Origin of the sequence: Pseudomonas sp. MMS21 TM103 (assembly GCF_022132145.1) — a bacterium.
Classification (GTDB): domain Bacteria; phylum Pseudomonadota; class Gammaproteobacteria; order Pseudomonadales; family Pseudomonadaceae; genus Aquipseudomonas.
This window is the reverse complement of record NZ_JAJISP010000008.1, coordinates 226568-247424: the sequence shown is the minus strand read 5'-3', so window position 1 is coordinate 247424 and position 20857 is coordinate 226568. Positions and strand designations below refer to the sequence as shown.

Annotated in this window: 19 protein-coding genes; 8 read left to right on the top strand and 11 right to left on the bottom strand. The window is 63.1% G+C overall.

Translation table 11 applies throughout. The annotated features are described in order from the left end of the window. Positions 1 to 10: 10 nt before the first annotated feature. Together LJY18_RS21080 and LJY18_RS21075 are read right to left on the bottom strand one after the other, a co-directional pair. The gene (locus tag LJY18_RS21080) at positions 11 to 355 is read right to left on the bottom strand and encodes a hypothetical protein (protein WP_238044146.1); all 345 of its coding nucleotides are present in this window, start codon (positions 353 to 355) and stop codon (positions 11 to 13) included. A 238-nt stretch (positions 356 to 593) separates the two neighbouring features. Continuing rightward, positions 594 to 815 carry a DUF3820 family protein gene (locus LJY18_RS21075; RefSeq protein WP_238044143.1) on the bottom strand — a complete coding sequence of 74 codons (222 nt, stop codon included), beginning with the start codon at positions 813 to 815 and terminating at the stop codon, positions 594 to 596. A gap of 194 nt (positions 816 to 1009) precedes the next feature. Between LJY18_RS21075 and LJY18_RS21070 the strand changes: the two genes are divergently transcribed. Then, the gene (locus tag LJY18_RS21070) at positions 1010 to 1381 is read left to right on the top strand and encodes a glutathione S-transferase N-terminal domain-containing protein (protein ID WP_238044141.1); all 372 of its coding nucleotides are present in this window, start codon (positions 1010 to 1012) and stop codon (positions 1379 to 1381) included. Positions 1382 to 1476: 95 nt separating this feature from the next. Here LJY18_RS21070 and codA read toward each other — a convergent pair whose 3' ends face one another. Beyond that, complete coding sequence (gene codA / locus LJY18_RS21065; protein WP_238044139.1) at positions 1477 to 2733, bottom strand: cytosine deaminase; 1257 nt, start codon at positions 2731 to 2733, stop codon at positions 1477 to 1479. Positions 2734 to 3211: 478 nt separating this feature from the next. Here codA and LJY18_RS21060 point away from each other — a divergent pair, with 478 nt between their 5' ends. Beyond that, positions 3212 to 5713, top strand: a complete 2502-nt coding sequence (locus tag LJY18_RS21060) for a cation-translocating P-type ATPase (RefSeq protein WP_238044138.1) — start codon at positions 3212 to 3214, stop codon at positions 5711 to 5713. A 5-nt stretch (positions 5714 to 5718) separates the two neighbouring features. Here LJY18_RS21060 and LJY18_RS21055 read toward each other — a convergent pair whose 3' ends face one another. From LJY18_RS21055 to LJY18_RS21045, 3 genes are all read right to left on the bottom strand, one after another. Then, the gene (locus LJY18_RS21055) at positions 5719 to 6339 is read right to left on the bottom strand and encodes a DUF2238 domain-containing protein (RefSeq protein ID WP_238044137.1); all 621 of its coding nucleotides are present in this window, start codon (positions 6337 to 6339) and stop codon (positions 5719 to 5721) included. Positions 6340 to 6472: 133 nt separating this feature from the next. After that, positions 6473 to 7075 (bottom strand): glutathione S-transferase family protein, encoded by a 603-nt coding sequence (locus tag LJY18_RS21050; protein ID WP_238044136.1) that lies wholly within the window; start codon positions 7073 to 7075, stop codon positions 6473 to 6475. A gap of 43 nt (positions 7076 to 7118) precedes the next feature. Beyond that, positions 7119 to 8285: an aminotransferase-like domain-containing protein gene (locus tag LJY18_RS21045; protein WP_238044135.1), complete on the bottom strand. Its 1167-nt coding sequence runs from the start codon at positions 8283 to 8285 to the stop codon at positions 7119 to 7121. 94 nt (positions 8286 to 8379) lie between these two features. Between LJY18_RS21045 and LJY18_RS21040 the strand changes: the two genes are divergently transcribed. The 3 genes from LJY18_RS21040 to LJY18_RS21030 all read left to right on the top strand — a co-directional run bounded on the left by LJY18_RS21040 (position 8380) and on the right by LJY18_RS21030 (position 10784). Then, positions 8380 to 8835, top strand: coding sequence for a MarR family winged helix-turn-helix transcriptional regulator (locus tag LJY18_RS21040; protein WP_238044134.1), 456 nt, complete (start codon positions 8380 to 8382; stop codon positions 8833 to 8835). Positions 8836 to 8975: 140 nt separating this feature from the next. Then, on the top strand, positions 8976 to 9590 hold the full coding sequence (locus LJY18_RS21035; RefSeq protein WP_238044133.1) for a LysE family translocator: 615 nt from the start codon (positions 8976 to 8978) through the stop codon (positions 9588 to 9590). Then, positions 9591 to 10784: a benzoate/H(+) symporter BenE family transporter gene (locus tag LJY18_RS21030; protein ID WP_238044132.1), complete on the top strand. Its 1194-nt coding sequence runs from the start codon at positions 9591 to 9593 to the stop codon at positions 10782 to 10784. A 209-nt stretch (positions 10785 to 10993) separates the two neighbouring features. On the opposite strand, the gene LJY18_RS21025 is transcribed toward LJY18_RS21030, so the two are convergent. Then, complete coding sequence (locus LJY18_RS21025) at positions 10994 to 11755, bottom strand: SDR family oxidoreductase (RefSeq protein WP_238044130.1); 762 nt, start codon at positions 11753 to 11755, stop codon at positions 10994 to 10996. Between the two features lie 225 nt (positions 11756 to 11980). On the opposite strand from LJY18_RS21025, the gene LJY18_RS21020 reads away from it, so the two are divergent. Beyond that, positions 11981 to 12988 (top strand): NADP-dependent oxidoreductase, encoded by a 1008-nt coding sequence (locus tag LJY18_RS21020; protein ID WP_238044127.1) that lies wholly within the window; start codon positions 11981 to 11983, stop codon positions 12986 to 12988. Between the two features lie 321 nt (positions 12989 to 13309). On the opposite strand, the gene LJY18_RS21015 is transcribed toward LJY18_RS21020, so the two are convergent. From LJY18_RS21015 to LJY18_RS21000, 4 genes are all read right to left on the bottom strand, one after another. Continuing rightward, positions 13310 to 16336 (bottom strand): efflux RND transporter permease subunit, encoded by a 3027-nt coding sequence (locus tag LJY18_RS21015; RefSeq protein ID WP_238044125.1) that lies wholly within the window; start codon positions 16334 to 16336, stop codon positions 13310 to 13312. Beyond that, positions 16333 to 17364 (bottom strand): efflux RND transporter periplasmic adaptor subunit, encoded by a 1032-nt coding sequence (locus LJY18_RS21010; protein WP_238044123.1) that lies wholly within the window; start codon positions 17362 to 17364, stop codon positions 16333 to 16335. The genes LJY18_RS21015 and LJY18_RS21010 overlap by 4 nt, the downstream gene beginning before the upstream one ends. A gap of 99 nt (positions 17365 to 17463) precedes the next feature. After that, positions 17464 to 18258 (bottom strand): ABC transporter permease, encoded by a 795-nt coding sequence (locus tag LJY18_RS21005; protein ID WP_269137902.1) that lies wholly within the window; start codon positions 18256 to 18258, stop codon positions 17464 to 17466. Beyond that, a complete protein-coding gene (locus LJY18_RS21000) occupies positions 18255 to 19187 on the bottom strand; it encodes an ABC transporter ATP-binding protein (protein ID WP_238044121.1) in 933 nt (310 codons plus the stop codon). Before LJY18_RS21000 ends, LJY18_RS21005 begins: the two co-directional genes overlap by 4 nt. Positions 19188 to 19463: 276 nt before the next feature. On the opposite strand from LJY18_RS21000, the gene LJY18_RS20995 reads away from it, so the two are divergent. Further along, on the top strand, positions 19464 to 20351 hold the full coding sequence (locus LJY18_RS20995; protein ID WP_238044119.1) for a DNA-3-methyladenine glycosylase family protein: 888 nt from the start codon (positions 19464 to 19466) through the stop codon (positions 20349 to 20351). 6 nt (positions 20352 to 20357) lie between these two features. Then, complete coding sequence (locus LJY18_RS20990) at positions 20358 to 20855, top strand: methylated-DNA--[protein]-cysteine S-methyltransferase (RefSeq protein ID WP_238044117.1); 498 nt, start codon at positions 20358 to 20360, stop codon at positions 20853 to 20855. Positions 20856 to 20857 lie beyond the last annotated feature (2 nt).

The window sequence follows — 20857 nt, the reverse complement described above, 5'->3', positions numbered from 1 at the left end:
CGCGGATTTTTCAGCTGTTGCTGGATGCATGAGACGGACGAAAGAGCGTGACCAGCATGATCGAGTCGGTCTTGGCCCGCAGGGCATGCTCGGCCTCTTCGGCCAGGTACATCAGATCGTTGTCATGCATTTCATGCCATGAGCCCTGGGCCTGAACCTCGACGCAGCCCCGCAGGCAATGCAGGGTAAGCGGGCCGGCTACGGCGTGCCCGGGAATGACTTTGCCGGCCTGCAATACCAGGCGCATGACCTCGATACGCGGGGCGCTGACAATTGCCTGGGAGATGAAATCGGGCGACTCGGCGGCAGACAGCAGATTGACTACTTCTCCCGATGCTGCGTGCTTCAAGGCCATGATCTGCTATCGCCATTGGGGATGAATCCTCAAGGTAGTCGAGTGCGCCGGCGATTGTCCAATCATGCTGCGGCGTCAGCAGCCAGTGTGGTTAATTGGTCAGCTCAAGTGCCGATGCATGAGGTTCTGAGACAAGGCGCGGCGACGAGCCATGGTCTGTTATGGCGAGGAGCAACAACACAGAATCAGGGCCGCCGGCACCCCAAAAATTGATTCATTGCACTGACCCAACTGGCCACTAACTGCGCGGCTTGCTGCGCAACGGATCGAGTAACGACGACAGGCCGTTGTGATCGATTTCCTGCATCAATTCCAGCAGGCGACCAATTTCTCCTTTGGGAAAGCCCTCGCGGGCGAACCAGTTGAGGTAGCGGCCAGGCAGATCGGCGATCAAGCGGCCTTTGTATTTGCCGAAAGGTATTTCGCGGGTCACCAGCAGTTGCAGGTCTTCGGGCTTCATTGGACGCTCTGGTTGATTGTTGATCATGGGCAAGGTCACTCGGCCATGCGGGACATGCGGGACATGCGGGCAATTATGCCTAAAGGCGGCCCTGGCTGGCGCAAAAGCCCCGGCAGGCGACCAACGCACAGGCCGGCACCGGCAAACTCGGGTAAGCTTCGCCCCCGCCATTTTCTTCCCAGGGTTGTCACGCAATGCTTATCAAGGCACTCAGAATCGGTCTCGGCCAGTTGATCGTGTTTCTCGACTTCATCACCCGCCCGCGCAAGCTCAGGCGCGCGCCTGCAGCGCAGGCGGCCGTCGCCCAAGCCGCAACGGGCCTGGCGCTGTACCAGTTTCATGCCTGCCCATTCTGCGTAAAGACCCGCCGCACCCTGCACAAACTCAACGTGCCGGTTGCCCTGCGCGACGCCAAGAACGACGACCAGCATCGCCAAGCCCTGCTCGAGCAAGGCGGCAAGATCAAGGTGCCGTGCCTGCGCATCGAGGACAACGGCCAGAGCACCTGGCTGTACGAGTCCAAGGCAATCATTGCCTATCTGAACGAGCGCTTCGCGGCGGCCTGACGTCCCCGATACGTCTCAAACTGCGATGTGACCCGAGTAAGCCCTGGCGCAACGCGCAAGCGCTTGTTTAGGCGCGACAACTCCCGGCCATGCAGCTATCGCCCTGCCCCAGGCTCTGCGCCGCGCACTACTTGCGCCGGTGTGCGGCGCATCAACACCCGGCCGGCACGGACCGAGACCAGGGCATGGCCCTGGCTGCGCAGCATTTCGTAATCGCTGGCGGCGGACAGAATCAGCAGGTTGGCCGGGCGCCCCACTTCGATGCCGTAGCCCTCTCCCAGGTTGAGGGTTTTCGCGCTGTTGTCGGTGACCAGGTCGAGCGCCCGCTGCAGATCCTCGAAGCCAAGCATGTGGCAGATATGCAGGCCGGCCTCGAGGATGCGCAGGATGTTGCCGTTGCCCAGCGGATACCAGGGGTCGACTATCGAGTCCTGGCCGAAACAGACATTCATCCCGGCGCGGTCGAGCTCGGCGACGCGAGTCAGCCCGCGGCGCTTGGGATAGACATCGAAACGGCCCTGCAGGTGGATGCTCTCGGTCGGGCAGGAGACGAAGTTGATCTGCGACTGCTTGAGCAGGCGGAACAACTTGGAGCAGTAGGCGTTGTCGTAGGAGCCCATGGCGGTGGTATGACTGGCCGTGACCCGCGCGCCCATGCCGCGCACGCGCGCCTCATCGGCGAGCACTTCGAGAAAGCGCGAGTGCGGATCGTCGGTCTCGTCGCAATGCACATCCACCAGGCAACCACTGCGCTCGGCCAGGTCCATGAGGAACTTGATCGAGCTGACCCCCTGCTCGCGGGTGTTCTCGAAATGCGGGATACCGCCCACCACGTCGACGCCCAGTGCTACGGCCTGTTCCATCAGCGCGCGGCCATTGGCGTAAGACTCGATGCCCTCCTGGGGAAAGGCGACGAGCTGCAGGTCGATCAGGTGACGGGTTTCCTCGCGCACCTCGAGCAAGGCCTTGAGCGCGGCCAGGGTCGGATCGGTGACGTCGACATGGCTGCGCACATGTTGGATGCCGTGGTCGACCAGCATGTCGATGGCCTTGCGCGCCCGCTGCTTGCTGTCCTCGTGAGTGACCAGGGCCTTGCGTTCGGCCCAGAGCTCGATGCCTTCGAACAGGGTGCCACTGAGATTCCAGTTCGGCTCGCCAGCCGTAAGAGTCGCGTCGAGGTGGATATGCGGCTCGACAAATGGCGGCACCACCAGGTTACCGGCGGCGTCCAGTTCATCCGCCGCGGCGATCAACTCCTGTGCCTGCATAACTATCGCGGCGATGCGTGCCTGCGCCAGTTCGATGCGAAACAGGCCGCTGCGGCCGCGCAGACGCGCATTGACGATATTCATGGGCTACTCCAGATATAGGCACAGATCTCGCCGTAGATTAACAGGCCCTCGGCTGCGCAGGCCGAAGAACGCGGCTCAACAAGATCACGGCATATTGAGCAAGGCCCACACCCTAGGGCGGACTCGCGCAACCGTGCGCCGCTGCAGTCAAGAATGCTGGACTGCTCGCCATGCCCTGCCCGGGAATCGCGCGCATTGGCATCCAGGTCAAGGCAATTTGCTGTGATCTGCCCATAGTGTCCAATAGGAGGCGGAGCATTCGAGACCTGCGGATTCTCCACTTATCCGGCGGCTTATCCATAATTGATACACACCGATAGTCTTGAGCAGCACTTGGCAATCGACCGATTCAGATTCATACATGGCTATGTGGCAGTTTGCGCGCAAGCATAGGGCGGGTCGACGCGGCCGAGCGTGGTCAACAGCACGCCACCCGACAGTCTCCCGAATGGAGCAAAGGCAGCATGCAGGGCAACCCATGAGTATCGAACTGCCGAGCGGACTGAGCCAGCAGCAGGCCGCCGCCCGGCTCAGCGCCGAAGGCCCCAATGAGCTGGGCACCGACCAGCGTCGCGGCTTGCTCAGCATCGCCGTTAGCGTGCTGCGCGAACCAATGTTCCTGCTGCTACTCGGTGCAGGGGCGATCTACCTGACTATGGGCGACCCTCGTGAGGCGTTGATCCTGCTCGGTTTCGTACTCATCATCATTTCCATCACGGTGCTTCAGGAGCGCCATACCGAGCGCGCGCTGGAGTCTCTGCGCGACCTTTCAAGCCCCAGAGCCCTGGTGATCCGGGACGGCAAACCCGTGCGCATAGCCGGGCGCGAGGTGGTGCGCGAGGACATCCTGATGCTCGCCGAGGGCGACCGCGTGCCCGCCGACGGCCTGCTCTTGCAGGCGCATGAACTGGCCGTTGATGAGTCGATGCTCACCGGAGAATCCGCGGCGGTGGCCAAGTTTGCCGATGGTGGCGAGGTATTCGCCGGCACCCTGGTAGTCCGCGGGCAAGGCCTGATTCGGGTCAGTGCCATCGGCAAAGCCACTCAGATCGGGCATATCGGCCAGTCATTGCAGGACATCTCCCTGCAGTCGGCCCCGCTGCAGGCTGAAATCGCGCGACTGACTCGGCGGCTGGCGTTGATCGGTGCAGGCTTGTGCGTATTGCTGACCTTGCTCTATCAGATGTTGCGCGGCGGCTGGCTGGAGGCACTGCTGGCCGGCATCACCCTGGCCATGGGCATCCTGCCGCAGGAGTTGCCGGTCATCATGATCGTCTTTCTGGCTCTCGGCGCGCGCCGGATCGCTCGCCATCAGGTCCTCACGAGGCGCCTCAGCAGCATCGAAACCCTGGGGCAGACCAGCGTGCTGTGCGTGGACAAAACCGGCACGCTGACGCACAACCGCATGCAGGTAGCGGCCCTGTGCGTCGCCGGAGAGACTCTCGACGTCGACACGCTGACGTCCACGGAGCTGCCGGAAGCGTTCCACGAGCTGCTCGAATACGCAGTGCTGGCCAGCGAAATCGAGCCGCATGACCCGATGGAGCAAGCCTTTCACCGCTTCGCCCATGACTACTTGGCCAACACCGAACACCTGCACCCGGATTGGCTGCTGGTGCGCGAATACGAACTGTCGCCGGCTCAACTGGCGATGTCGCACCTGTGGCAGGAACATGCCGCCGAACCGGCGTTCGTCGCCACCAAGGGCGCGCCGGAGGCGATTGTCGACCTCTGTCACCTGTCGCCAGGCGACTGCCAGCAGGTGCTGCAACAAGCCGAGCAGTTGGCCGAACGCGGCCTGCGGGTACTCGGCGTGGCCAAGGCGCGCCATCCACCGGGCCCGCAATGGCCGGAGATCCAGCATGACTTTGACTTGCAGTTCATCGGCCTGCTCGGGTTGGCCGACCCGTTGCGCGAGGACGTGCCTGCGGCCATCGCCGAGTGCCAGCGCGCCGGTATCCGCCTGGTCATGATTACCGGCGATCATCCGCGCACCGCCCGCGCCATTGCCGCCGCCGCCGGAATCGCCAGCACAAGGGTGTGCAGCGGCAGGGCGCTGGCCGAGATGGATGCCTCCCAGCTGGCCGACTGCCTGCGCTCGACCAGCGTCTTTGCCCGGGTCAGCCCGCAGCAAAAGCTGGCGCTGGTGGAAAGCCTCAAGGCCAGTGGCGAGGTGGTGGCGATGACCGGCGACGGGGTCAATGATGCGCCAGCGCTCAAGGCCGCCCATATCGGCATCGCCATGGGCAAGCGCGGCACCGACGTGGCGCGCGAAGCGGCGGCGCTGGTGCTGCTCGACGACGATTTCAGCGCCATAGTCGCGGCCATCCGGCGCGGCCGGAAGATCTTCGCCAACCTGCGCCAGGCACTGATCTACACCATCGCCGTGCATATGCCGATCATCGGCCTGAGCCTCATGCCCGTGCTGCTGGGATTGCCCTTGCTGCTGGCGCCGATTCACATCGCCTTTCTCGAGCTGCTGATCAACCCAGCCTGCTCGATCGTCTTCGAGGCCGAGAATGGCCGTGGCGAGCCAATGCGTCAGCCGCCACGCGCACTGAACGAACCGCTGGTGAGCATGCGCCACATCGCGCTGGGCATGCTCCAGGGTCTCGGCGTCAGCATAGTGGTGGTGGCCCTGTATCGCAGCGGGCTGGCCAATGGCATGGCGCAGGATGTGGCCCGCGGCTTGGCCTTTATCACCCTGGTGGTGGCCAATACCGGGCTGATCCTCGCCAACCGCTCGCCCGTACACGGCTGGAGATCGATGTTATTGGGGCTATCCCGGGTTGGCGGATGGGTGCTCGCCAGCACCCTGGCGATGTTGCTGCTGGTTACCGCGATCACGCCGCTTGCACGGGTTTTCGCTTTCCAGCCCGCATCTATCGAGCAGTGGCTAGTGGCATTTGCCTACGGCGCCGCACTGCTGATGTTCTTCGAAATGGTCAAGATCGGCATGCGACTCGGACTAAAACGCTGACCGTTTCAGCGCCGGCTCGCCGGCTCTTGCGATTGCCCGAGGGCGAGCAGCAGCAACATGCTCAAGGCCCCCAACATGGCCAGCCCGGAATCTTTCTGGGCATCCCATTCGTCGCCCTGAGTGCCCAGGAAGGCCGAGCCCAGTTCCGGGCTGACCAACACGGCCGCGAGCATTTCCACCTGTTCGTAGAATGCGCTCATGGCCATCACCACGGCGAGGCTGAGGATCCACAGCCAGCTGCCGGTGAGCCCGGCCGAACGCTGGAGTAATTCCCGCAGCGGATAGACCAGCAGCAAGCCAAAGGAAAAGTGCACCAAGCGGTCGTAGTGGTTGCGGCCCAGCGCAAAGGCTTCCTGAAACCAGAAGCCCAGGGGCGTTTCCGAGTAGGTGTAATGGGAGCCGTACAGGTGCATGGCCATGAACAGGGCGAACAGCCAATAGGCCGTCAGGGAAAAGGCAAAGCGCCGATAGGTCGCCAGCAACAGGCCCGCGAAAAAGAACACCAGCAGGTTTTCCAGCAACCAGTCCTCACGGCTCAAGGGGTTGATCGCGGCCCACAGCCAGATCAGCAGGAGCATGACCACGATCAGCGCCAACTGGATTTTGCGACTGGGGGTTTCGATCATGGGCGGCGTCACTCCGGACGGTTGCCGCCAAGGCGGCTGGCATTGCGTCAAAGCATTCGACTGCTCGACCTGCCTGGAACTGTAGCAGCCCGGCGCAACATGCTGCGTGCATCGAGCAGAGCTGGACGCCTGGTTAACCCAACATGCTCACATGCCTGGGGTGACTGGCCACCCGATCGAGCCAGGCGCGAATTGATGGATAGGGACCAAGGTCGAAGCCGCCCTCATCCGCCACATGGGTGTAGGCGTACAGCGCGATATCGGCGATCGAGTACTGTTCGCCAACCAGGTAGGGGGTGCGCTGCAGCTGCCGTTCCATGACCTTGAGCGCCTTGTGGCCGCGCGCATGGCACTCCTCGTATTCCTTGCGGCGCGCCTCGGGCAGGCCCTGATAGAGCTGGATGAAACGCGCCACGGCGATGTAGGGCTCGTGACTGTATTGTTCGAAGAACTGCCACTGCAGCACCTGGGTGCGCAGGCGCGGCTCGCTCGGCAGAAACTCCGTGCCATCGGCGAGGAAATTGAGAATCGCATTGGACTCCCACAAGCAGGTGCCGTCTTCCAGCTCCAGCACCGGGATCTTGCCGTTGGGGTTCTTGGCCAGAAAGGCCTCGCTCTGGGTCTCGCCCTTGAGGATGTCCACTGGCACCCACTCATAGGCCACGCCGAGCAGGTGCAGCATCAGTTTGACCTTGTAGCAGTTGCCCGAACGGTAATCGCCATAGACCTTGTACATCGCCCCGCCCTCCTCTGGTTTTGCTGTGGTGTGCGCTGTTGGATCAAGCCGCCTCGGCGGCCTGCGCCTGGCGGATCACCTCGGCCAGGCGCTTGAGGCCTTCGTTCAGACGCTCCGGCGCGACGTGACTAAAGTTAAGCCGCAAATGCCCCGGATGCTGATCCGGATCGATGAAAAACGGCTCGCCCGGCATGAAGGCGACGTTCTGCGCCAGCGCCGGCTCGAGCAATGTGCGGGTATCCAGCGGCTGCTTGAGGGTCAGCCAGAAGAACAGGCCGCCCTGGGGAATCTGCCAATCGGCCAGATCGCTGAAGTGCTCCTGCAACACCACTTGCATGGCGTCGCGGCGGATGCGGTAGAAGTCGCGCAATTCGGCCAGATGCTCACGGTAGTGACGAGTGCCCAACCATTGCAGGGCCTGCCACTGGCCGACGCGGTTGGTGTGCAAGTCCGCCGACTGCTTGAGCCGCAGCAGATAGGGGAACAGATCCGGGGTGGCGATCAGGTAACCGACACGTAGCCCCGGCAACAGGGTTTTCGACACGGTGCCGGTATAGATCCAGCTGGCCTTGTGCAGGCGGCTGACAATCGGCGTGGCGCTGCCCTCGTCGAACACCAGCTCGCGATAGGGCTCATCCTCGATCAGGGTCACGCCGAACTCGTCGAGCAAGGCCGCCACCGCATCGCGCTTGGCTTCGCTGTAGCGCACCGCCGAAGGGTTCTGGAAGGTCGGAATCAGGTAGGCAAAAGCCGGCTTGTGCTGTTCCAGGCGCTGACGCAGTGCGTCGATTTGCGGGCCATCGGCCTCCTGCGGCACGGCGATGCAGTCGGCGCCAAACAACTGAAAGGCCTGCAAGGCGGCCAGATAGGTCGGTGCTTCGAGCAAAACTTCGGTGCCCGGATCGATAAACAGTTTGCTGGCCAGGTCCAGGGTCTGCTGCGAACCACTGACGATCAGCACCTGGCTGGCATCGCAGGGTACGCCGAGGGCGCGGGCTTCATCGGCAATGGCCTCGCGCAATTCCGGTTCGCCTTCGCTCATGCCGTACTGGCCCATGCTGGTCGGCATATCCGCCCATTCGACCTTGGGCAGCATCGGCTCGGCCGGTAAGCCACCGGCGAAGGACATCACTTCCGGGCGCTGCGCCGCGGCGAGAATTTCACGGATCAAGGAGCTTTTCAGGCGGGCAACGCGTTCAGAGAAGGCCATGGAGACACCGGTAGCAAAGGCGAATAAAAATAGGTCAAACTGTTTGACCGAAATTACGATACCCCGACCCAATACGTCAACAGGCTTGACCTTAATGCTTGACCTCAAGAACGTAACCACCCAGCAAGCCGCCATGGAGGCCTTCTTCTTCGGCTACCAGGCGTTTACCGCCAAGGCCGACGAAATGCTGGCGCGTCGCGGCCTGTCGCGCGTGCACCACCGCATTCTGTTTTTTATCGCCAAGTACCCCGGGCTGAGCATGAAGGAACTGCTGGCCTACCTGGGGGTGAGCAAGCAGGCACTGAATACGCCGCTGCGTCAGTTGCTGGAAATGGGGCTGGTGGAGAGCCTGGCGGCCGAGGACGACAAGCGCAAACGCCTGCTCGGCTTTACCGCCGAAGGGGCCAAGCTGGAACTGGCCCTGCGCCGCGAGCAGGCCAAGTTGCTGCAACGGGCCTTCGGCGAAGTCGGTGAAGAGGCCGTACAGGGCTGGCTCGAGGTCAATCAGGCCCTGGGCAACAGCCATCAAGGCGGATCGTCGCAAGGTTGAAGCGCCTGGTGCGGGGCAACTGTACCGCCCACTTCCGCGCACACCTGCAAACTGTTCCACCCATTGCCTGCCCTGCTGTACCGCGACGCCCTGCACAACTGCCCTTAGGCTGAGCAGCACAGACCCCGAGTGCCGCCACCATGACCCCTGAACTGCTGATCGCCTTTATCGCCTTCGCCTTCGTCACCTCGGTGACGCCGGGGCCGAACAACACCATGCTGCTCGCCTCCGGCGCCAACTTCGGCCTGCGCCGCACCCTGCCGCATATGCTCGGCATCAGCCTGGGCCTGATGCTGTTGGTGCTGGCGGTCGGTTTGGGCCTCGGCCAAGTGTTCGAGCAGGTGCCATTGCTCTACAGCCTGCTGCGCTACGTCGGCGCCGCCTACCTGCTCTACCTGGCCTGGAAGATAGCCAACTCCGGCGCGCCAGACAGCAACGTCGGCGCGCGCGGCAAACCCTTCAGCTTCCTCCAGGCCGCGGCCTTCCAGTGGGTCAACCCCAAGGCCTGGATCATGGCCATCGGCGCCATTACCACCTATACCCCTCAGGACGACTTCATGCTCAATGTGCTGTGCATCGCCGGCCTGTTCGCCTTGGTCAACTGCCCGACCATGAGCGTCTGGACCGTAGCCGGCAGTCTGCTGCGCAACTGGCTGAGCAGCCCGCGGGTCTTGCGCGGCTTCAATGTCGGCATGGCCCTGCTGCTGGTCGCCTCGTTGTACCCGATTCTCGCCGACGTCAAAGGAGTCCTGTAGATGCCCGAAGCGGTCCAGACACGCCTGCACCCACTAGCTGACACCTCGACCTCGGCGGTGGTCGCCGGCTTTATCGCCATGCTCACCGGCTACACCAGTTCGCTGGTGCTGATGTTCCAGGCCGGCCAGGCCGCCGGTCTGTCCAGCGGGCAGATTTCCTCGTGGATCTGGGCGCTGTCGATCGGCATGGCCATCGGCAGTATCGCCCTGTCGCTGCGCTACCGGGCGCCGGTGATGATCGCCTGGTCGACTCCCGGCGCGGCGCTGCTGATCAGCAGCCTGCCGGGGGTGCCATACGCCGAGGCGATCGGCGCCTATATCGTCTGCTCCGGGCTGATCGTGCTGATCGGCCTGACCGGCAGCTTCGACCGCATCATGCGGCGTATCCCCGCCTCCATCGCCGCCGCCCTGCTGGCCGGGGTGCTGTTCAAGATCGGCCTGGAAATCTGCGGCGCCGCCGAGCAGCAGCCGGTGCTGGTGGTGGCGATGCTGTTTGCCTACCTGCTGGGCAAACGCCTGCTGCCACGTTATGCGGTACTCGCCGCGCTGCTGGTCGGCTGCCTGCTGTCGGCGCTGTTCGGCCTGCTCGATTTCAGCGAGTTCGAACTGCAACTGGCCACCCCGGTATGGACCACGCCGAGCTTCTCCCTGGCGGCGGCGATCAGCATCGGCATCCCGCTGTTCATCGTCGCCATGGCCTCGCAGAACCTTCCGGGCATCGCCGTGCTGCGTGCCAACGGCTACCACCAGGTGCCGGCCTCCAAGCTGCTCACCAGCACCGGCCTGCTATCGATCCTGCTGGCGCCCTTCGGCTCCCACGGCATCCACATGGCGGCCATCAGCGCGGCGATCTGCGCCGGCCCCGAGGCCCACGAAGACCCGAGCAAACGCTACACCGCCGCAGTCTGGTGCGGGCTGTTCTACGGCATCGCCGGGATCTTTGGCGCCACCCTCGCCGCCCTGTTCACCGCCCTGCCCAAGGCGCTGATCCTGTCGATCGCGGCACTGGCGCTGTTCGCCTCGATCATCGGCGGCCTGACCCAGGCCATGAGCGAACCCAAGGAGCGCGAGGCCGCGCTAATCACCTTCCTGGTCACCGCCTCGGGCATGAGCCTGTTCTCGATCGGTTCGGCCTTCTGGGGCATAGTCGCCGGCTTGCTGACCCTGGCAATTCTTAACTGGGGCAAGGATTGATCGGTATCGCTTCGCTCAACCCATCCTGCGAACTCAGTGGCGGCCGGCACTGAGTGAAGCCACCCTTGCCGTGGGAGGGGCTTTGGCCGCGAAGCTTAGGCGATGTCTCGAAGAATTCGCGCCGAAACCGCTCCTACAGGCTGCACCAGGCCTGAATAACAAAGGCGCCCGGATAGGCGCCTTTGTTCATTGCAACACAACAGCCGCGATCAGATCGCGGTCGCCCCGCCGTCCACCGCCAGGGCATGGCCGGTGGTGAAGGCGGCGCCGTCGCAGCACAGGTAGAGCACCGCGGTGGCGATTTCCTCGACCTTACCAATGCGCCCGACCGGGTGCATGGCGGCGGCGTACTCGGCCTTCTTCGGGTCGGCTTCATGGGCGCGGCGGAACATGTCGGTGTCGATCACCGCCGGACACACCGCATTAACGCGGATTTTCTTCTTCGCGTACTCCACCGCCGCCGACTTGGTCAGACCGATCACCGCGTGCTTGGAGGCGCTGTAGATGCTCATCTTCGGCGCCGCGCCGAGGCCGGCGACCGAGGCGGTGTTGACGATGGCACCGCCACCCTGGGCCAGCAGCAGCGGGATCTGGTGCTTCATGCACAGCCAGACGCCCTTGACGTTGACGCCCATGAGGGCGTCGAACTCGGCCTCGGTGCCCTCGGCCAGCTTGCCCTTCTCGATCTCGATGCCGGCGTTGTTGAAGGCGTAGTCCAGGCGACCATAGGCGGCTACCGTGGCGGCCATCAACGCCTTGACCTCGGCATCGCGGGTCACGTCGCAGCGCACGAAGGTGGCATGGCCACCGGCTGCACGGATCAGTTCTGCTGTGCCTTCACCGCCTGCCACATCGACATCGGAAACCACTACCTTGAGGCCTTCGTTGGCGAATGCCAGGGCCGTCGCACGACCAATACCGGCAGCGCCGCCGGTGACCAGGGCAACCTGGCCGGAAAAGCTCAAACTCATCTTCGTGTCCTCACATGCAGTGAAAGTCTGCGCCGAGTCTAGTCAGAGCCGCGCCTGGCCCGACAGCTCTATTCGAACAGCGGTTATGGCTCCATGCAAAATAATGATTAAGCCCCCATACCGCTATCACCCGAATGGATTAACCGCCATTCGGCCCCTGGGCAAACCTTGCCCATCGGACCAGCAGGGGCTATCACGAATCTTTCCGTTCAATGAGTAACCATCATGACTGCCACGCTCAACCGCCAATTCCTCCTCGCCCAGCGTCCCGTCGGCCTGCCCAGCCGCGACACTTTCAGCTACGTGGAATCGCCCCTCGGCGAGCCCGGCCCCGGAGAGATCCTGGTAAAAAACCTCTATCTGTCCCTCGACCCGGCCATGCGGGGCTGGATGAACGATGCCAGGTCCTACATTCCGCCGGTCGGCCTCGGCGAAGTGATGCGTGCCCTCGGCGTCGGTGAAGTGGTCGCCTCGCAGCACCCGGACTTCGCCGTCGGTGACCATGTCAACGGCGCCCTCGGCGTGCAGGATTACTTCCTCGGCGAACCCAAGGGCTTCTACAAGGTCGACCCCAGGCGCGCCCCGCTGCCGCTGTACCTGTCGGCGCTGGGCATGACCGGCATGACCGCCTACTTCGGCCTGCTCGATGTCGGCGCGCCCAAGGCCGGCGAAACAGTGGTGATTTCCGGCGCCGCCGGTGCAGTCGGCAGCGTGGTTGGACAGATTGCCAAGCTCAAGGGCTGCCGCGTGGTCGGCATCGCCGGCGGGGCCGACAAGTGCAAGCTGCTGATCGATGAACTGGGCTTCGATGCCGCCATCGACTACAAGAATGAAGACCTGCACGCAGGCCTGAAACGCGAATGCCCGAAAGGTGTGGACGTGTATTTCGACAACGTCGGCGGCGACATCCTCGATACGGTGCTGACGCGCCTCAGGTTCAAGGCGCGGGTGGTGATCTGTGGCGCCATCAGTCAGTACAACAACAAGGAAGCAATCAAGGGCCCGGCCAACTACATGCAACTGCTGATCAACAGCGCGCGCATGGAGGGCATGGTGGTGATGACCTACGCCCCGCGCTTCGCCGAGGCCGCCCAGGAAATGGCCGGCTGGCTGGCCAGCGGTCAACTGAAGTCAAAAGAAGACATCGTGGTCGGCCTGAAAACCTTCCCGGAAACCCTGCTCAAGCTGTTCAGCGGCGAGAACTTCGGCAAGCTGGTGCTCAAGGTCGATTGATTCACGGACTCCAGGATGGGTTAGCCGCCCAGGCGCTACCTGTACAGGTCGCAGGTTCTGCGCGGCGTAACCCATCACGGGGCGTGCCTGCTCATCGCATGCAAGGTGATCCAGCGATTAGGACCCAAGGGGTCGGAGTCGCGTGCTGCTCCGGCAGCATGGGTATCGCCTCGCCCACCCCATCCTCCGTCGCTGTTCGCTGCTTTCAGCAGCGACCGGCCCCTCGACCCAGCCTACATCTACCCCACGCCTAGCCTAGACCTGCACGTCGAGACCACCCTACGCCGCAGCGATTTCCGCCTGTTGCGGTTCGATCGGCTGTCAGCGGCGCAGCAGCATGTAAAGCGTTGGAATTACAAACAGGGTGAAGAAGGTGCCCACCAGCAGACCGCCGACGATCACCAAGCCGATCTGCTGACGGCTTTCGGCACCGGCCCCGGTGGCGATGGCCAGTGGCAACGAACCCAGGACCATGGCCCCGGTAGTCATCAGAATCGGCCGCAGGCGCTGTACCGAGGCCGCGATGACCGCACTGCGCAGTTCCTGCCCCTGACGCAGCAGCACGTTGGCAAACTCGACGATGAGAATCCCGTGTTTGGTAATCAAGCCGATCAGCGTCACCAGACCAATCTGCGAGTAGATATTCAAAGTGCCGCCAAACAGAGTCAGCGCCAGCAAGGCGCCGGCCATCGACAGCGGTACGCTAAACAGGATGATCAGCGGATCGGTGAAACTCTCGAACTGCGCCGCCAGCACCAGGAAGATGAAGGCCAGGGCCAGGGCGAAGATCAGCGCGATACCTGAGCGCGACTCCTTGAAGTCACGCGAAGTACCGGTGTAGTCGTATTGGGTGTCAGGTGGGAATACCCCGCGGGCGGTGTTTTCCAGAAAAGCCAGGGCCTCGCCCAGGGTATAGCCGGAACCGACGTTGGCACTCACCGTGACCGCCCGTAGCTGGTTGAAGTGATTGAGCTCGCGCGGCGCCACTGTCTCGCGCACATCAATCAAGTTGGACAGTTGCACCATGCTCTCGTCACGCCCGCGCACATAGACGCGATCGAGATCCTGCGGGTTGCTGCGATCAACGTCCTGCAATTGCACCAGCACGTCGTACTGCTCGCCGTTCTGCTTGAAGCGGGTTACCTGGCGGCTGCCGAACAGGCTTTCCAGGCTGCGGCCGATGGTCGCCACATCGGTGCCGACTGCGACCGCCTGCTCGCGATTGATCGCCACCTTGAGCTGTGGTGCGTTCAACTTCAGATCGCTGTCCAGGCTTTCCAGGCCGGGGTAATCGCGCAGGCTGTTCAACAGCTCATCGACATAGACCTGCAGCTCGGCGTACTCCAGGGACGAGCGGATCACAAAGTTGACCGGCTGATTGCGCGCGCTCTGCCCGAGCGGCGGCCGATTGACCGGAAAGGCCCGAAACCCGGCGATCTCCTGGAATTTTGGCAGTAATGCGTTGCGGATCTCGAACTGGCTGCGCGAACGCTCGCCCCAGTCCTCCAGTTTCATGAAGGAAATCCCCTGGGCCACGGTGGGGAAACCGGCGATCACCATGTAGCGATTGGTTTCCGGGATGCTCGCGTAAGCCGCCTCGATCTCGCGCGCATAACGCCCGGTGTAGTCGATGGTGGCGCCGTCCGGGCCGTTGAACACGCCGATGATGGTGCTGGTGTCTTCGGTCGGTGCCAGCTCGGCCTTCAAACCGGAGAACAGCAACAGGCAGGCCAGCAGGGCCAGCACCAGCACCCCCACCACCAGCCACCAGGCCGCCAGAGCGCCCGCCAGCAGGCGTTTGTAGCCAAGGGTCAGGCTATGGAGAAAGTCCTCGATCAAGTTGTACAGGCGGTTGTGCCGCTCGCCCGCCTGATGCGGTTTGAGCAGCAACGCGCACATCATCGGGGTCAGGGTCAGGGCAACGAACCCCGAGACCAGCACAGCGCCAGCCAGGGTCCAGGCGAACTCGGTGAACAGTTTGCCGGTGGTGCCCTGCATAAAGCCGATGGGGGCGAACACCGCGGCCAGGGTCAGGGTCATGGCGATCACCGCGAAGGCGATCTCGCGGCTGCCCTTGAGCGCCGCCTGCATGGGCAGCATGCCTTCTTCGATATGCCGGTGGATGTTCTCCAGCATGACGATGGCGTCGTCCACCACCAGACCTATCGCCAAGACCATGGCCAGCAGCGTCAGGGTATTGATGGTGAAGCCCATCAGGCTCATCAGGGCGAAGGCACCAATCAGCGATACCGGGATGGTCACCAGCGGAATGAGGGTGGCGCGTAGAGATCGCAGGAAAATGAAAATGATCAGGATGACCAGCGCCACCGCTTCCCAGATGGTGATGAAGACGTTGTCGATCGACTCGCGAATGAACAGCGAGCTGTCATGGGCCACCACCAGGTGCATGCCGTCCGGCAGCAGGGTACGCACCTCCGGCAGGGCCGCGCTCAGGCCGTCGGAGATATCCAGCGGGTTGGCCGTGGCCTGCTTGATCACCCCCATGGACACCGCCGGGCGGCCCTTGAAGCGCACGATGCTTCGCTCGCTCTGCGGGCCTATCTCGGCATAGCCGACATCGGCCAGGCGCAGCAGATAGCCCTTCGAGTCATCGAGAATCAGCTCATTGAATTGCTGCGGGGTATTCAGGTCGGTTTCCGAGAGCACGGTGAATTCGCGCTCTTGCGACTCGATGCGCCCGGCGGGGATCTCCACGTTCTGTCGGCGCAGGGCGTCTTCGACGTCCTGCACGGTGAGGTTGTGCGCGGCGAGTTTTTCCGGGTCGAGCCAGATGCGCATGGCCAGGGTGCGGCCGCCGCGGATCTGCACCTCGGCGACGCCGGGGATGGTCTGCAGGCGGTCCTTGATCACCCGTTCCAGCACATCGGTGATCTCCATGGCGCTGTAGCGTTCGCTGTAGGACGCCAGCCAGATCACCGGCTGGGCATCGGCCTCGACCTTCTGCACGATGGGCTCGTTGATCTCGTCCGGCAGCAGCCCACGCACCCGGCCGAGCCGGTCGCGCACGTCGTTGGCCGCTTCATCGGAATTGCTGCCGAGGCGGAACTGTGCGGTGATCTGGGTGTTCTCCGAACGGCTGATGGAACTGACGAAATCCAGCCCCTCGATGCCCGAGAGCACATCCTCGATCGGCTGGGCGACCTGGGACTCCATGATTTCCGGGCTGGCGCCGGGATAGCTGACGTTGACCGTGACGATGGGCACGTCGATGTTCGGGTACTCCCGTACGCTCAGGCGCTGATAGGCCATCAGGCCGAGCAGCACCACGATCAGCGAGAGTACGGTGGCGAACACCGGCCGGCGGATGCAGATATCCGACAGCGTCATAGCACAGGCTCCACCACCTTGGTGCGCACCGCCATGCCCGCGCGCACCTTCTGCCAGCCGGCGCTGATCACGGTTTCATCACCGACCAGGCCTTCGCGCACCTCGACGGTGCCGGCGCTACGCTTGCCCAGCTTGACCTCGCGCAGCTCGACCTTGCCGTCCACCACCAGGTTGACCAGCAGGAGCTCGCCGACCGGCATCACCGCTTCCTCGGGGATCACCAGGGCCTCGGGGCGTTCGGCGAGAATCACCGACACCTTGACGAACTGGCCGGGATTCAGGCGCCCATCGGCATTGTCGATATGGGCACGAATCGCCTGGCTGCGCCCGGCTTCATCCAGGCGCGGGTTGATGGCGTAGATCTCGCCGCTGAAACGCTCGCCCGGATAGGCGTCGAGGCTGATCTCGATGCTCTGCTGCAGGCGAATCTGGCTGACGGCCTTCTGCGGGATGCGGAAGTCGACCTTGAGCGGATCGAGCACCTCCAGGTTGACGATATCCTGGCCGGCACTCAGGTAGTCGCCCGGGCTGACATGACGCAGGCCCAGGACCCCGCTGTGCGGTGCATGAATCCGGGTTTTGTCCAGGCGCGCCTGGGCCAACGCCAGGCTGGCGCGGGCAACCTGCTGCTGGGCATTGGCTTCATCCAGCGCTTGGGCATTGCTGGCGCCGCGCTGGAACAACCTCTGCGCACGCTGATGGTTTTTCTCCGCCAGAAACAGATTGGCCTGCGCTTGGGCCCGCTCGGCTCGGGCAATGGCATCGTCCAGGCTGACCAGCAAGGTTCCGGCAGCGACGGCCTGGCCTTCGCGGAAATGCAAGGATGCCAGACGCCCTTCGATTTCCGGACGAATCATCACCGACTCATCGGAGCGCAGCGAGCCGAAGGTGATCAGCTCGTCGCGCACCAGGGCTTTTTCCACCGGCACGACTTCGACCAAGGGGCCTTCAGCCGCATGCGCCAATGGCCAAACGGCCGAGAGCAGTAACAGCGATGCTGCAAATAGAAAGCGCGGACGGGCAGACATAGACAACCCCAGTAATGCCATAGCGGCTGAGTCTAACGGCCTCGCCGCGCGCTTCAGCCGTTCGAGATGTTTCCCGATATTTATTTCAAAAAATAATCGCTACTGACGCATGCCACGTCCGCTGACCAGCAGGCGAATGCACACGCCATAGAGCACTGCGGTGGCTATCAGCATGAAACCGATGGCGACACCGATGCGAATGTCCGACACGCCAAGAATGCCGTAGCGAAACGCATTGACCATGTGCAGCACCGGGTTGACCAGCGACACCGTCTGCCAGAATGGCGGCAGCAGGCTGATCGAGTAGAACACCCCGCCCAGGTAGGTCAGCGGGGTCAGGACAAAGGTCGGAATGATCGAAATATCGTCGAAGTTGCGCGCAAATACCGCGTTGATGAAGCCGCCCATGGCGAAAATTGTCGCGGTCAGCAACACCACCAGCACGGTCACGCCGAGGTGATGCACCTGCAACTGGGTGAAGAACAGCGACAACAGGGTGACGATCAAGCCTACCGCCAGGCCGCGCAACACACCGCCAGCCACATAGCCGATGAGGATGATGTGCGGCGACACCGGCGAGACCATCAGCTCCTCGATTGAACGCTGGAATTTGCTGCCGAAGAAGCTCGACACCACGTTGCCGTAGGAGTTGGTGATCACCGACATCATGATCAGTCCCGGCACTATGTATTCCATGTAGGTGAAGCCGCCCATGTCGCCGATCTGCCGGCCGATCAGGTTGCCGAAGATGACGAAGTACAGAACCATGGTGATTGCCGGCGGCAGCAGGGTCTGCGGCCAGATACGGGTGAAGCGGCGGATCTCGCGGTAGACGATGGTACGCAACGCGACCATGTTGGCGGCGAACTCGGTATTCACATAAGCCGTGCTCATACTGCTACCTTCGCCAGGTTCTTCTCGACCAGGGAGACGAACAGCTCTTCCAGGCGATTGGTCTTATTGCGCAAGCTGAGGACCTCGATGTGCTGCTGGGCCAGTTGGCGGAACAGTTCGGTAATGCCCTGACTCTTGTCGATTTGCACTTCCAGGGTGTGATGGTCGAGCAGTTGCGCCGGATAACCGATCAAATGCGGCGGCACCAGTAACGATTCTTTCAAGTCGAGCAAGAAGGTCTCCACATGCAGCTTCTTCAGCAATTCGCGCATGCTGGTGTTCTCGACGATGCGGCCGTGATCGATGATGCCGATGTTGCGGCACAACTGCTCGGCCTCCTCCAGATAATGGGTGGTGAGGATGATGGTGATGCCTTGCTGGTTCAGCTCGGTGAGAAAACTCCACATCGAGCGACGCAATTCGATGTCGACGCCTGCGGTCGGCTCATCGAGGATCAGCAAGCGTGGCTGGTGAACCAGGGCGCGCGCGATCATCAAACGGCGTTTCATCCCGCCGGACAGTTCGCGCGAGGGCACATTGCGCTTGTCCCACAGCCCCAACTGGTTGAGGTACTGCTCGGCACGCTCCTTGGCGATGCGCGCGGGAATCCCGTAATAACCCGCCTGGGTCACGACGATGTCGAAGACCTTCTCGAACTGGTTGAAATTGAACTCCTGCGGCACCACGCCGAGACAGCGCTTGAGCGCCGACGGCTGCTTGTCCAGGTCATGGCCAAACACATTCACCGTGCCGCTGGTCTTGGTCACCAGGGTCGAGAGGATGCCGATGGTGGTGGATTTGCCGGCGCCATTGGGGCCGAGCAAGGCGAAGAAATCCCCTTCGGCGACATCCAGATCGATGCCATGCAGAGCCTGGAAGCCATTGCCGTAGGTTTTGGTCAACTGCCGGATGGACAGAGCAGTACTCATAAAAATTGCACGCACCTGTAAAAAGAAGAAATCAAAAGATGGGGGCGGCGCCGCTCACTACAAGGGCAACGCGCAGCAAGTCTAGCGCCACAGCGCGGCGAATCGCAGCGTTATCGAGAGAAATTCTGGGTTGCCGGGGAAAACGGCCTCGTACAGAAGCCCATCGGCAGGCCACTCCCCCCTACAAACTCGACTGACAACCGCGAACGAGTACAGCCCGCTTTGAAAGTCAGTTTGGCGCAGACAAGTGCTCCGCACCGGGGTTATCGTCCAGGCATGAATAACCCTTCGCAAGCAACCCTGCTGCTGCCCTACAACGCCCCTTGGGACTGGCAGCAGTTCCACGATCACTTCGCCCTGCGCGCCCTGGCGGGCGTCGAACGGCTGAGCCGCGAGCGTTATTGGCGCAGCTTCCGGCTGGCAAACGTCAGCGGCTGGTTCAGCGTAAGCCCGCAGCCCGGGCATGACGCCCTGGCCTTGAGCTATAGCGCCTCGGCCATCCCCTGTCTGCCTGAATTACAGCAGCGGGTGCGGCGCATGTTCGACCTGGATGCCGAACCGCAGCGCATCGGCAGACATTTCGCCCAGGACCCCTATCTGGCCACGCTGGTCGCCCGCAATCCGGGGCTACGCCTGCCGACGGCCTTCGACCCCTTCGAGCAGGCGGTGCGGGCCATCGTCGGCCAGCAGGTCACGGTAAAAGCCGCGGTGACCATCAGCGGGCGCCTGGTCACCCGCCTGGGCGAGCCGTTACCGGTGAGCGACGGCACCGGCCTCGATCGCCTGTTCCCCAGCGCCGCGGCAATCGCCGGCGCCAACCTGGATGGCATCGGCATGCCGGGTAAGCGCGTGCAGACGCTGCAGCACTTCGCCGGACTGGTCGCCAGCGGCGCGTTGCACCTGGACCTGCGGCATGGCAGCGAAGGCCTGATCGAACGGCTCTGCGCCCTGCCCGGCATCGGTCCCTGGACCGCCGAATACATTGCCCTGCGCGCCTTCGGTGCAGCCGACGCCTTTCCCGCCAGCGACCTGGGTCTGCTGAAAGCGCCACTGTGGGGCGCTGACGGCATCGACGCCAGGCAACTCAAGGCCCGCGCCGAAGCCTGGCGACCGTGGCGCGCCTACGCCGCCGCCCACCTGTGGCACGACTATTCGCAGAGGTGAACAGCCATGTACTACCGCTACCACCACAGCCCCATCGGCCGCCTGCTGCTGGCCGGCGATGAAACGGGGTTGCAGCAACTGTTGGTGGAGATAGACGCCAAGCCCTGGCAGATCGCCGAGCACTGGCACACCGCGGCCGACGAACTGGATGAGGTGTGCCGGCAACTCGACGACTACTTCGCCGGTCGCCGGCAACGCTTCGAACTGCGCCTGGCGCCGCACGGCACGGCCTTTCAACAGGCGGTTTGGCAGGCGTTACAGGGCATTCCTTTCGGCCGGACCAGCAGTTACAGCGCCCTGGCCGAACAGATCGCCCGGCCCAAGGCGGTGCGCGCGGTCGGCGCGGCCAATGGCGCCAACCCTATCGCGGTAATCATTCCCTGCCACCGGGTAATCGGTCGCGACGGCAGCCTGACCGGCTATGCCGGTGGCCTGGCGCGCAAGGCGTTGCTGTTGCAGCTGGAAGGGGCGCAGTTACCGGAGCAGGCAACCCTGGCCCTGTGAGG

Coding starts and splice junctions, on each gene's coding strand:
- LJY18_RS21080 (WP_238044146.1), bottom strand. CDS start 355: ATGGCCTTGAAGCACGCAGCATCGGGAGAAGTAGTCAATCTGCTGTCT.
- LJY18_RS21075 (WP_238044143.1), bottom strand. CDS start 815: ATGAAGCCCGAAGACCTGCAACTGCTGGTGACCCGCGAAATACCTTTC.
- LJY18_RS21070 (WP_238044141.1), top strand. CDS start 1,010: ATGCTTATCAAGGCACTCAGAATCGGTCTCGGCCAGTTGATCGTGTTT.
- codA (WP_238044139.1), bottom strand. CDS start 2,733: ATGAATATCGTCAATGCGCGTCTGCGCGGCCGCAGCGGCCTGTTTCGC.
- LJY18_RS21060 (WP_238044138.1), top strand. CDS start 3,212: ATGAGTATCGAACTGCCGAGCGGACTGAGCCAGCAGCAGGCCGCCGCC.
- LJY18_RS21055 (WP_238044137.1), bottom strand. CDS start 6,339: ATGATCGAAACCCCCAGTCGCAAAATCCAGTTGGCGCTGATCGTGGTC.
- LJY18_RS21050 (WP_238044136.1), bottom strand. CDS start 7,075: ATGTACAAGGTCTATGGCGATTACCGTTCGGGCAACTGCTACAAGGTC.
- LJY18_RS21045 (WP_238044135.1), bottom strand. CDS start 8,285: ATGGCCTTCTCTGAACGCGTTGCCCGCCTGAAAAGCTCCTTGATCCGT.
- LJY18_RS21040 (WP_238044134.1), top strand. CDS start 8,380: ATGCTTGACCTCAAGAACGTAACCACCCAGCAAGCCGCCATGGAGGCC.
- LJY18_RS21035 (WP_238044133.1), top strand. CDS start 8,976: ATGACCCCTGAACTGCTGATCGCCTTTATCGCCTTCGCCTTCGTCACC.
- LJY18_RS21030 (WP_238044132.1), top strand. CDS start 9,591: ATGCCCGAAGCGGTCCAGACACGCCTGCACCCACTAGCTGACACCTCG.
- LJY18_RS21025 (WP_238044130.1), bottom strand. CDS start 11,755: ATGAGTTTGAGCTTTTCCGGCCAGGTTGCCCTGGTCACCGGCGGCGCT.
- LJY18_RS21020 (WP_238044127.1), top strand. CDS start 11,981: ATGACTGCCACGCTCAACCGCCAATTCCTCCTCGCCCAGCGTCCCGTC.
- LJY18_RS21015 (WP_238044125.1), bottom strand. CDS start 16,336: ATGACGCTGTCGGATATCTGCATCCGCCGGCCGGTGTTCGCCACCGTA.
- LJY18_RS21010 (WP_238044123.1), bottom strand. CDS start 17,364: ATGTCTGCCCGTCCGCGCTTTCTATTTGCAGCATCGCTGTTACTGCTC.
- LJY18_RS21005 (WP_269137902.1), bottom strand. CDS start 18,258: ATGAGCACGGCTTATGTGAATACCGAGTTCGCCGCCAACATGGTCGCG.
- LJY18_RS21000 (WP_238044121.1), bottom strand. CDS start 19,187: ATGAGTACTGCTCTGTCCATCCGGCAGTTGACCAAAACCTACGGCAAT.
- LJY18_RS20995 (WP_238044119.1), top strand. CDS start 19,464: ATGAATAACCCTTCGCAAGCAACCCTGCTGCTGCCCTACAACGCCCCT.
- LJY18_RS20990 (WP_238044117.1), top strand. CDS start 20,358: ATGTACTACCGCTACCACCACAGCCCCATCGGCCGCCTGCTGCTGGCC.